General features: G+C 47.3%; 6 protein-coding genes. 5 read left to right on the forward strand and 1 reads right to left on the reverse strand.

Going from position 1 to position 12248, the window contains the following annotated elements:
- Positions 1-371 precede the first annotated feature (371 nt).
- The 4 genes from H6G00_RS19555 (at position 372) to H6G00_RS19570 (ending at position 5169) form a co-directional block, all read left to right on the forward strand.
- Complete coding sequence (locus tag H6G00_RS19555; protein WP_190798022.1) at positions 372-1181, forward strand: DUF928 domain-containing protein; 810 nt, start codon at positions 372-374, stop codon at positions 1179-1181.
- 568 nt (positions 1182-1749) lie between these two features.
- Positions 1750-2724 (forward strand): hormogonium polysaccharide biosynthesis glycosyltransferase HpsE, encoded by a 975-nt coding sequence (gene hpsE, locus H6G00_RS19560; protein ID WP_190798023.1) that lies wholly within the window; start codon positions 1750-1752, stop codon positions 2722-2724.
- Positions 2725-2846: 122 nt separating this feature from the next.
- Complete coding sequence (locus H6G00_RS19565; protein ID WP_242042382.1) at positions 2847-3971, forward strand: glycosyltransferase family 4 protein; 1125 nt, start codon at positions 2847-2849, stop codon at positions 3969-3971.
- 10 nt (positions 3972-3981) lie between these two features.
- The gene (locus H6G00_RS19570) at positions 3982-5169 is read left to right on the forward strand and encodes a glycosyltransferase (protein ID WP_190798025.1); all 1188 of its coding nucleotides are present in this window, start codon (positions 3982-3984) and stop codon (positions 5167-5169) included.
- 40 nt (positions 5170-5209) lie between these two features.
- Here the strand turns inward: H6G00_RS19570 and H6G00_RS19575 are convergent, their stop codons facing one another.
- Positions 5210-7843 carry a CHAT domain-containing protein gene (locus H6G00_RS19575; RefSeq protein ID WP_190798026.1) on the reverse strand — a complete coding sequence of 878 codons (2634 nt, stop codon included), beginning with the start codon at positions 7841-7843 and terminating at the stop codon, positions 5210-5212.
- A gap of 187 nt (positions 7844-8030) precedes the next feature.
- On the opposite strand from H6G00_RS19575, the gene H6G00_RS19580 reads away from it, so the two are divergent.
- Positions 8031-12218, forward strand: coding sequence for a filamentous hemagglutinin N-terminal domain-containing protein (locus H6G00_RS19580; RefSeq protein ID WP_190798027.1), 4188 nt, complete (start codon positions 8031-8033; stop codon positions 12216-12218).
- Positions 12219-12248: the final 30 nt, after the last annotated feature.

Here is a 12248-nt window from a genome sequence, read left to right on the forward strand (position 1 = left end):
CTCGACTCAATTTGTCAACAACGCTTCAGGCTATCTCAACAACCGTAACGTGTTTACCTTCTTAGGCTAAGCCGAATAGTCCAGGTACTGTTGTTTAACTAAAGGGAGGGCTGTGGTTTCGACTACAGCCCTCTTTTCAGCTAGAAGTTGGGCGTGCTGTAGAAATACCTCTTGCTCGATGTAGCGCTTAAATATGGCGATGACCGCTATGGCAATTAGAGCTTGCTGTTTTCTGCAACTAAGCAGACAGATTTGAGCGATCGCCCTTACCCTTTCTAACCATTAACCTTACCGAAGTCTTCATAGGCGGCAGTAAAATTCTTTAGTAAGGTAGTAGTTAAAGTAACAGGATGCAGGAGGGACATAACTCTATGACTCGCCTCACAACTCCAAATTCACAGTCCCCAAAACTTGGAATGACATTGCTCTCAACCGTTATTGCAGTAGGAATTGGGCTGACGATCGCTCCAGCTACTCTCGCTCACCCATCTACTGCCCGTATTAGCTCGTCACCCTCCGTTACCTGGGGCACCTCAATTGCTCAAACTCCACCACGTGGGTACACCCCACCCCCACCCGTCAATCGGACTTCTTCGGGTGGCACGACAGGCGGTGTGAGAGGACAATGCAGCAGGCAGTCTGGTCTACCACTGCTAGCACTTGCGCCATCTAACGTAGAACAAACTTTTGCGACGTCTCGCCCAACGCTAGCCTGGTTTGTGCCAGAGGAAACGGCTTATGATCTGGTGTTTCAGCTCTTTCAGGGCGATGCAGCAGAACCGCTTTATGATGTGGAAATGACCAGCCAGCCAGGCGTCATGAGTTGGACCTTGCCTGCTGATGCGCCAGAGTTAACTACGGGTGAAACCTATCGCTGGCGAGTCATTTTAATTTGCAACCCCAATCGTCCCTCTCTCTCAGTAATCGACGAAGCCCAGTTTGTTGTTGCTGTGTCACCAGTCACGACAGCTACTTCTAATGACTCTGCTATTCATGTAAACCAGATGGTTGCAGCAGGCTTTTGGTATGATGCGCTGGCACTGACGCTGAGCGATCCGAACGGGGAACAGGGGCGATCGCTACGTCTAGAGCTACTACAAGATCTAGCTCAGATGGAAGAAAGTACTAACGCTCACCGTGCCCAGAATCTCCGCAGCATGATTGATACAGAGCGGTATTAAATTGCCTTACTTCAAGTGTTTCTATTGCGAATGCTTCTATGCATCATGAACAATCTATAGCAGGTCTAAATCAATACTGAAATGAGTAGATTGTGAGAGGTGCATTCCGTTGAGATGCTCCTCTCACAGCTTGTTTGAGATGACTTCAATCTGCCGAATTCTTACACTGTTGAATAACTTACAAACTCATTATTAGTCTCACAACGCGCCTAATGTTTCTACAGTTTAGACTGTAAGAAACGATACAATTTGAGGCGTTCTAGTTTGAATAAGATAAAGTTTCAGTAAACTTCCATAAAAGAATCATAAATTTCAACGAATTCTAGCTTTAGAATAGATGATAAACCTGTTTTAGGTTACAACAGTGATATCTTTCAAAGTCTTCAACTACAACTGGCGCAGTAAATTCTTTTAATTCCTGTTGAGGACAATATCCCCTGTAATAATAGCCATCTTCGATTTATAAACCATCCAATAGAGCTTAGCAGAGTGAGCAAGCTGTTGATTATTTCACATTTAATCAACAGTTTCGCTCAAGGGTTCTTGCTGTAAATCTACGAGGGGATAAATGGTTGACTTTACTGTTGCAATTAGAACGTACAATCGAGCGGATTTACTGTCTCTAATTTTAGATCGATTGCGATCGCAAATCGGAACTGAAGGTATTCAATGGGAAGTCATAGTAGTAGATAATAATAGCACGGATCATACTGCTAAAACTGTTCAAGATTATCAAGCTAATTGGACTTCATCATGTCCGTTGAGATATGTTGTTGAACTTAAACAAGGTGCTTCATTTGCACGGAGACGAGGCATTCAAGAGGCTCAAGGGGAATTAATTGGCTTTCTAGATGATGATAATGTTCCTGCTTTAGACTGGGTTAAGAATGCTTATACATTTGCCCAATCGTATCCTAAGGCAGGAGCATATGGAGGGCAGATTCATGGAAGTTTTGAAGTTGAACCACCTGATAACTTTGGACGGATTGCTCATTTTTTCCCAGTTATTGAACGGCGAGAAGTCATTTGTTTTACTTCAAAATATCCTAATAAAAAAGTTTTACCTCCAGGAGCAGGGTTAGTTATTCGGAAGACAGCCTGGCTCGAAAACGTTCCTGAAAATTTAAGTTTGAAAGGACCAGTGGGAAATTCTCTGTCTGCTAAAGGAGAAGATATTGAAGCATTACTTTATCTCAGTAGAGCAGGTTGGGAGGTTTGGTTTAACCCAGAAATGCACATTTATCACCAAATTCCTAAGCATCGTTTTGAAAAGGATTATTTGATCCAATTCTTTCGAGGAATTGGCTTCAGTCGCTATTACACCCGTATGTTGGGATGGAGTTTTTGGCAGCGACCCCTAATATTGCCGCTATACATGACGAATGACTTGTTAAAGGTTGTTTTACACGTTGCCAAATATCGTAGACAGCTAATCACAGACATAGTTTTAGCTTGTGAAATGGAACTATTTCTGAGCAGCTTTATTAGCCCATTCCATGCCTGTAAAAAGTATTTTTTAGGGAAAGGAATTCATTCGTTATGACGTCACAGATTCAACACCAAACCATTCCTAATATAAATTCTATTTCTTTTCAGAGTAAGCGAAAAAAGAAATTTAAATTAGGAGTTGTTGCTAACGAATTCTTTGATCTGTCAACTAGCAGAATGGGTGGATTTGGTTGGGCAACCCGTCAAGTTTCTACCTGCTTTAATACAAATCCTGAACTTGGAGTTGAAGTCGTATTCCTAGCAGGCGAGTTGTACGAAACACCTGGGCAACCAGAACGGTTGATTCATGGTAGCCGATTAATATTGCGACAACGAAACCGTCTTGCATATTGTCAACGGCTATGGGCTGAACAGTTTGATTGCCTATTGGCGATCGACTACCGACCGAGTTATCGCTCTATTTTCTGGGCACTACCACTTACTCCTATCTTGGTCTGGGTCCGTGATCCCAGACCTCCAGAAGATGTTGATAAAATTAATACCTTGAAAATTCCAGGTGCAGAGGATATTCGCCCTAAAGGAATTGATCCTATCGATTGCACATCGTTAGCTCAAGTTGTGCAAGGTTCTAAATGGTTTAATCGCCCAGTGAGATTTGCTACTACCGCTTCTTTCCTAGATGCCAAAGTCCCTGGAACCTATGGCGTAAAGCCATCTAAAGTTCACTTTCTACCAAACATTATTGACCTTGATCCTGGACAGATCGAGAAGAGCGATCGCCCGACTGTTGTTTTCCTAGCTCGGCTTGATCCTTATAAACGCCCGTGGATATTTACAGAGCTTGCTCATCACTTCCCAGAAGTAGAGTTTATATTTTTAGGAAAAGCACATTTCAAAGGACGAGGGGCTTGGGAAGCAGAGAACCTACCAAGCAACATTAAGTTTATGGGACATGTGGATGGCGATGAAAAAAACAAACTTCTTTCGTCAGCTTGGGCTTTGATTAATACCTCCATCCATGAAGGATTGGCAGTAAGTTTTTTGGAAGCCCTGATATGCGAAACCCCGATTTTAAGCTGTCAAGATCCTGAGACTGTTGTATCCCGTTTTGGGATTTATACAGGACGTTGGGATGGCTCAGGCATGGAAGGGTTGTCAGCCTTTATTGACGGCTTAAACCGACTGCTTAAAGACACAGAACTACGAACTCAATTGGGTAAGGCAGGACGGGAATGGGTTGAGCAAACCCACAATCAAGCTCGCTTTTTAGCTGCATTTCAGAACTTATGTTCACAAGTAGGAGCGCTAAGTGCAACGAATTTGAGCCAGCGCTCTAGTTAAAGGATGAGCTATGTCAACTCCCGTTGTTGTCTATCGCGATGAGTTGTTGCCTTATTCTGAAACCTTTATTCCAGCGCAGGTTGAGCACTACTCAACCTACCGAGGGGTTTATGTAGGAACAACCCGAACGACACAAGCAGATGCATTAATTCCTGCTGAAAAGAGTATTGTTTTAAGTGATTTCGTGTCATCTCCAGCAGTATGGAAAACAGCCTTTAAACTAGCAGGGGTCATTCATCCCGGTTGGTTGAATGCTTTAAAGGAACTTTCTCCTCGCTTAATTCATGCTCACTTTGGGTTAGATGGAGTATTCGCTTTACCGCTTGCACAACGGCTGCAGATTCCGCTGATAGTCACATTTCATGGCTACTTTGCAACTGCGGATATCCAACTTAGCCCTAATCTCACATTCGCATCTAATTTTTTCAAACAGCGCGGCAAATTTTTCCGCGAGCTGTATGCAAGAAGGCGCGATCGCCTGTTTCAAAACGCTCACTGTGGCATTGCGGTTTCTGATTTTATTCGCTCACAGCTTATTGCTAAAGGATATCCAGCTGACAAAATTCAAGTTCATTACATCGGCATTGACATTGATCAATTTGTTCCCAACCCAAGGGTCGAACGAGAATCTGTAGTGTTGTTTGTGGGACGATTTGTTGAAAAGAAAGGCTGTCAGTATTTGATTCAAGCGATGAGTCAAGTCCAAGCTGTTATGCCTGAGGTAGAGTTGGTCATGATTGGCAATGGACCTTTAAAACCCAGGTTAGAAGAGTTAGCAAAAAACACGTTGAAACGCTATCGTTTTTTGGGAGTGCAACCGTCTACAGTAGTGCGAGAGTGGATGAATCGAGCGTCGGTGCTGTGTGCTCCCAGTTTGACCACAGAGACTGGAGAATCTGAGGGATTGCCAATTGTTGTTTTAGAAGCGATGGCGATGCAGTTACCGGTTGTTAGCTCATTTCATGCAGGCATTCCAGAAGCGATCGCCCATGCGGAAACAGGATTTTTATCTGCTGAAAAAGATTGGCAAACTTTGACACAAAATATCCTGATTTTGTTGCAGAACCGAGAGTTGCACAACCAATTTGCGATCGCCGCTCGTAATCGAGTAGAGCAACAGTTTAATTTAAAGCACAATACTGCCAAGTTAGAAACCTGTTATTCTCAAGCTGCTTTGGAGTATTACAGTCGTAGATAGGTTGAACTAGAGGGATGAGTTCTGCCGCAAATATTTAATGCTAGAGCCAACTGCCAATCAATACAAAGGGTGCCCAGTAAGCAGGATGAAAGAATTCTTCTCCTGTTTCAATGAGCCTAATTTGCGCTTGTTGGAGTGCCTCTGCTTTGCTGGACTGCGGAATTTTCAGGTTGGCGTAAAAGGTTTCGACCAGGTCGGCGGTTGCCTGGTCATTCACAAACCAGAGGGAAGCTAACACACTACGAACGCCTGCTTGGGCTGCGGCTCCCGCTAGTCCCAGCGCAGCGCGGTTGTCTCCTACGGCAGTGGTGCAAGCGGTTAGTACTAATAGCTCAACGGGGCGATCGCTTTCTACTTGTCTCAGCAGTCGATCTAGACTGGTCAAGGTGAGTTTATTATCGGGCACATCACCCGTTACCAAGAAGGTATCTTCTGACTCGGTGCCAAACTCACCATGAGTGGCGATATGTAGAATTGGAAACTCTGCCGAAGTCAGGTTCTCCTCAATCCGCTCCAGGCGAAAGTCTGAATTGGTTAGGGTGACGCTTTCGGGTAACTCTGCTTTGATTGCGGAAATTTCCTGATCTACATTGCTCAGGGCAGCGTAGAAGCCAGCTTCGCTATTTGTAGGAGTTTCCATCGTAAGTCCGGCAGCTAATGCTCGCAGGTTTTCTCGATCGAGCGGGTTCAGGTCGGTGAGTTGCAGGCTGGGAGTGTAGGCGATCGCATACCGTTGGATCAAAAACTTTTCCCCATCGTGCAGAGCAGCCATTGGGACACTGCGTAAAATGTCATCTTGCACAAACACCAGTGTTTCAACCTGGGCAGTTGCCAGGGTTGCTTCAAACGGGCGAATCAACTGCTCATAGAGTCTTTGGGCTGGCTCTAAGTTATAGCGACGAAAGGCAGTTTCTAACCCCAAGCGGTAGTCATTGACGGCTGTAGTGATTGCTGAGCGAGAGAGCGGAATCCATTCGTACTGGCGGCGACCATCCGGTAGCGTCAAGATGATAGCGGTTTGGTCATCCAGAATTACTGTACTCAGTAGGGCAGCGCGATCGCCCCGGGTCAACAGTTTTTCTGGCTCCGTCAAGTCCAGGTTACGGGCTATCAATACACAATCATTGCCAAAGTAATTTTGCAGTTCTGCCAGTTTGAGTGAGTCGAGCGTGGTCAGAACACGACTCAGATCGTTAGGCTGATCCTCGGGCAAAGCAGGAAACAGGGTCGAGGGTGGGCTTTGCTTGAGCCGCAGGCTCATCAGTTGGCGGTAAATTGGCTCGATCGCATCGCGAAAGTCAAACTGCACGTCTCGACTGGCAATCAGAATGTCATCTCGAATTGTTTCTATTGTTGTAACCGACTGCTCGTATGCCTGAATTGCAGCGTCAGTCTGGTTTTGAGCTTGCAGAATGCGCCCTGCCTGCCATTCCCACAGATAACGACTGTCAAAATCATATTCGGCTGCTGCCCGTGCCTGTTGGGTTTGCCTGAGCGCTTCAGCTACACGCCCCTGGCATTCATAGAGCCGTCCCAAAGCGCCTAATGCAAAGGACTGCGATCGCCGATCGCCAATTTGTTCAGCAATTTGAATCGCTTGCTGTAGCAGTGCCTCGGTGGGGGCGATCGCGTCCTCAGCAGCGCACTGGTTGCTAGGTCGTGGCTGATCCACCGTTGCGGGTACCTGTAACAGCGCCAGATCAATTGCCGCCAGTGCTTTCTCCTGCATATCAGGAAGCTGGTTGAGCAAAGCTTCTGCCTGCTGGCGAGACTGTTGGGCAGCGGTCGTCGATCCGGTGCGATCGTAGGCTGGAATTGCCGCCAGCAGCACCCGCAGTTGATTTGACGGTAGGGTTGGGCGAGACAAACTTTGCTGAAACTGCTGTAAAGCCATCTGGTCAAAGGTTTGTCCCTCATTCCTCAAATCTAAAGCTCTGTCCCTATCGCCCAGCAACTCTGCTGAAACATACTGGCGATAGCGCACCACCGCCTGACTTGCAGCCGTTGCCCCCAGATCCGCATGAAGTGAAGCTTCCAGCAGCGGATTATTTGCCTGCTGAGCAATGGCTAAAGCCGCATCAAGATATTCCCTGGCGAGATCATAGTCTCCCATGAGTCGGTGTGCCTGCCCCAAACTGCCCAGCGCTGCCGTTTCGCCTAACGGGTCCGCTGAAGTTTGAGCGATCGCCAGCGCACTTCCCCCTACACAGCTACTCTGTCCATCAAAACTGCCACATAACAGCGTGACTGCTTTGCGCGACTGCCCAATGCGGTTATAGATCTGCGCCTGCTCGGTGAGCGATCGCCCCAACTGCCACACATATTCGGATCGCTGAGCCGACGGGCTGGACTGAAGCTGACCGTAATGGTCGATCACATTCTGCCAGAGAGCGATCGCCTCCGTTGCTTGCCCCAACGCCTGGTGAGTGCGGGCTAAATTCTCCAGCACGGTTGCTTCGTCGGCTAAGTTTGGGTGCTGTTCGTAATAGTCTAAAGCTGCCTCCCAGGGGGCGATCGCGCCCTGAAAGTCACCCTGCTGATAAAGCTCCACGCCTTGTTGTACCTGAGCCGTTACATCAACCGCAGGTTCCCTGGCTACTGCTGCAAGATGGCTGGTCAGCACGCTGAAAACCAGACTCAGACAAAACAACCCTACAAACAACAGCCTACGCATTCATCCAACCCTAAAAATATGACTAATGCTCAACACTCACTTACTTATTAACCCAGTATTAAAAAATACCTCAAAGACTCCCACAAGAAATGAATTTGTGTGAAATTAACTGTCAGAATATCTTGGCTTCAGGCAACCTTCAATTCGCTTTTACAAATCTTTCTCGGTACGTTAGGAGACATTGCAGATGTGGCAAGTGAGTAAACTACAGGTCAACCTCTGTATGGCGCGGTTGAGCCTGGGAACCCTGATCATGAGTGGTGCATTCATTCCACTCTCTGCTGAGGCTCAGCTAGAACTCACGCCCGATACTGCTGGCGATCGCACCACCAACACCATCGTTACTCCCGTCAGCGCTGAGATCGATATCATTCAGGGTGGGGCGCGTCCTGCCGATGGCACCAACTTATTTCATAGTTTTGAAGAATTCAATGTGGGAGAAGATCGGGGTGTTTACTTTGAAGCACCTAACGGGGTAGAAAACATCTTTAGCCGCATTACGGGAAGTGATCCTTCTGATCTGCTCGGCACTGTGGGCGTAATTGATCCGGTACTCAACTTTGACGATGCTAACCTGTTTTTGATCAACCCCAACGGTATCCTGTTTGGGCCAAACGCCATTTTGAATGTACAGGGTTCATTTGTTGGCACGACAGCCGATGCGATTGGGTTTGGCGATCGCGGCTCCTTTAGTGCGACTAACCCTGAATTGCCTTCTGAACTCCTAACGGTTAACCCATCGGTATTTTTCTTCAATCAACTAACCGCAGCCCCGATTCAAAGTACTGCACGGGATCTGTTGATTCCTGGACGCAGCGGTATCTTTTTAGGTGGAGACATTGTATTAAACAACAGCAACATTGCTGCCTTACGCAACAGATTAGAGCTTGGGGGCATTGCCGGACGGGGAACCGTTGGAATTAATTCTAATAATGGGATCTTTCGGCTGAACTTTCCAACCCATACAGCTAGGGCAGATGTTTCTCTGTTGAATGGCTCTGCGATCGGACTACTGGTGGATGGAGAGCTTGTAGTCAATGCTCATGATTTGAATCTCACCAACAACAGCAATATTATTTCAGGAATAACCCCTACACCAGGGTTTGAGGCTGCTCAAGCAGGAGACATCACCATTCATGCAACCGGAGATATTACCTTCTCTAACAGAAGCGGGGTGGCTAGTGGTGTTTTAGGTGCAACAGGCCGCAGCGGAAATATCCAAGTGACAGGTCAAAATCTCTTCCTAATCAACGGTTCTATCATTGGGTCTCTCAGTGCTGGACGAGGAGATGCCGGAGATGTAAATGTAGATATTGCAGATACCGTCTCCCTGTCTGGACGGGCACCCAATAATGCTGCTAGCAACATAACAAGCGTAGTTGGTTCTGACGATGAATTTGTAGGTATAGGTAATGGTGGTGATGTCAACATTCAAGCCAGGCGAGTTTTGTTAGACGATAGGGCTTCCATTTCATCCACCAACATTTTCGCTCAAGGTAATGCCGGAAACCTGCGAATAAGGGCAACTGATATTTTACGGTTAACCAATCTTTCTCGCTTAGAGACTGAAACAAGCGGTCGTGGAAGTGCTGGAAATATCTTAATTGAGTCAACCAATCAGGTCATTTTGTCTAGTGGTTCACGAATCTCAACGGCAACGAATGGAACGGGTAATGCAGGCAGAATTGATATTCAAGCAAATGACCGTGTTTTGCTAAACGGAGCTGATTCTCTGGGGAACAGAAGCATTATTTTTGCTTCGGTCAATCCCGCCGCTAATGCCTTCCGAACCCGTAGGGCCGGAAACATCACCATCACGGTAGAAAACGGTCCGCTAACTCTAAATAATGGAACTTATATTGACAGCAATGTAGAAGCCGGAGCAGTCGGCATCGGTGGCAGTATTTTCATTAACGCCGAATCACTTTCTCTGCTAAATGGTTCCCAAATTCAATCTATTCTTCGTGAAGAAGATTCAACCAGTAACACGCCCGGAGCGCAAGGCAGGACGGGTAATATTGCCATTACCACGAGGGATGTTTTTGCTGCCCGAGGAGTAGACCGTAATGGATTTAGCAGTGGTGTGTTTACCTCAGTTGGAGCTGGCACACTGGGTGATGCAGGAAATATCAGGTTGCAAACTGGCTCCATTGCCTTCAACGCAGCTCGAATCACTTCTGAAACATTCGGGCGGGGAAGTGGAGGCAATATTGGAATTACAGCCAACTCCATCACCCTGGTGAATGGAGCGCAAATTGGCTCCAGTACTTATGGACGAGGAGATGCTGGAAACATTAACGTGGATGCTCGTGGCGGAAGGATGACGTTTGATGGCAGGAGAGAGGGGATATTTCCTTCTGGCATCTTTAGCACAGTAGAACAAAATGCTATAGGCGATGGTGGCACGATAGAGGTTACAGCTGGTTCACTGTTCATCACAAACCGGGCACAGTTTTCTAGCTCTACGAGCGGTCGTGGAAATGCAGGAGGGATCACGATTTATGCAAGCGATCGCGTCCATTTCCTCAACTCCATCATTATTTCTGAAGTATCGAGCGAAGGTGGTGTTGGGAGTGGAGGAGATATCGCTCTCACCGTAACGGATGGCTCTCTAGAACTGGTGAATGGCTCTGCTCTCCTCGCTGACACTGAAAACCAAGGTAATGCCGGAAATATCACGCTTGATATTGGTGATACCATTATCCTGACAGGTCAAGGACCTAGCGCAGACGATATCAACATCATTGTTCCAAACCAAATTAGCTCTGCGGTAGATTCTTCTGGAACGGCGGTTGGGGATGGAGGTGAAATTGATATCACCGCTAATCGACTGGTGATGACGGATGAAGCATTTATTAGTTCTGCCACGTTTGGGCGAGGAGATGCTGGGGATTTGTTTGTCACCATTGATGACATTCAGCTTTCCCTCGGTAGCTCCATCACCAGTTCAGTTGGAAGTCGAGGAATTGGAGATGGCGGAGATATTGAAGTTGAATCTCGCTCCATTACCCTAACAGATGGCTCTCAGATTAGCGCCTTCGTAAATCGACAGCAGCGGAATAGCCAGGGAAATGTCATTCCTGCCGGACAGGGAAGTGGTGGAACGCTTCGCATACATGCATTTGAATCGATTACACTGACCGGAACCAGCAACAACGGCTTCTCTAGCGGCTTCTCCTCTCTCACCGAGAGAGGAGCCTCGGGAAGGGCAGGTGATATCTATATCGATACTGGTGAGTTGCAGATTGCAGATGGGGCAATTATAGTTGCCAGTACTTTTAATGCCAGTCCCGGAGGTGATATCTACATTGATGCCAACAGGTTAGAGGTAACGGATGGAGCGCAGGTTGTCACTTCTGCCCGCAGTGGTGGAAATGCCGGAGGTATTCAGCTCAATATCACCGATTCAATTCAGCTATCTGGATTTGATGCTAATTTTGGCGATCGCCAGCAGCGAGTTGAGCAGTTTATTCCCACCTCTGAAGGGCAGTTTGAGCAAGTTGACGACATCATCACAAATGAAGGAGCCAATAGCGGCATTTTCGCGAACACTCGTTCTGGCTCAACGGGTAGGGGTGGTCAAATTACGGCAAATAGCACCGACCTAACCCTTACAGATGGGGCAACCATTACAGCTCGGAGTGACGGGAGTGGATTTGCTGGAAATATCTTTATCACAACGGGCGATCGCCTTCGTCTAAACAACGGTGATATTGTCACCAGTGCGCTCAACTCCTCGGGTGGAGACATTCTAATCAACGCAATTAGAGAAAACAACGGCGAAGTCCGACTGGCGGATCGAGGTATTGTCACTTTAGAAGCAGACAGCGATATTACTACCAACAGCAGCGGCGATGGTGGCAACATCGCCATCGGTGGAACTGGGGTGATTGCCTTTGATGACAGTGATATTATTAGTCGCTCCAGTGAAGCACGGGGTGGCGATATCACGTTGAGTACTTTCTTTAGTGAAACCAATCCTCCTGGCAGTGCGGAAGACTTTGATCGGAATGACCAAGTTGACGTGAATGCGGCAGGCGCACTGGAGTCAGGGCAGATTGTCACCACTGACACTACCACAGTGCAAAACAGTCTGGCTGATTTGCCTGACACCTCTGTGAATGTCAATCAGCTACTTGCAAATAGCTGCATCGTCCGTAGCCAGGAGAACGGCACGTTTTTGGTGACTGGGACGGGCGGACTACCTCAGCGTCCGGGTGATACGGTCGTGCCCTCTTATCCGACAGGGGAGGTTCGTTCAATCCCTCAAGAGACTTCTGATGAGAGTCGGCAGCCCGGCAATCCCGTTGTAGAACCCCAAAATCTCTACCAGCTTGCAGATGGGCGAGTGGTGTTGAGTCGGGAGTGTGAGTAGAGAAATGATCACGGAGGAAGGGTGAGGGAT

This window comes from Leptolyngbya sp. FACHB-541, assembly GCF_014695875.1.
Taxonomy (GTDB): domain Bacteria; phylum Cyanobacteriota; class Cyanobacteriia; order Elainellales; family Elainellaceae; genus JAAUTN01.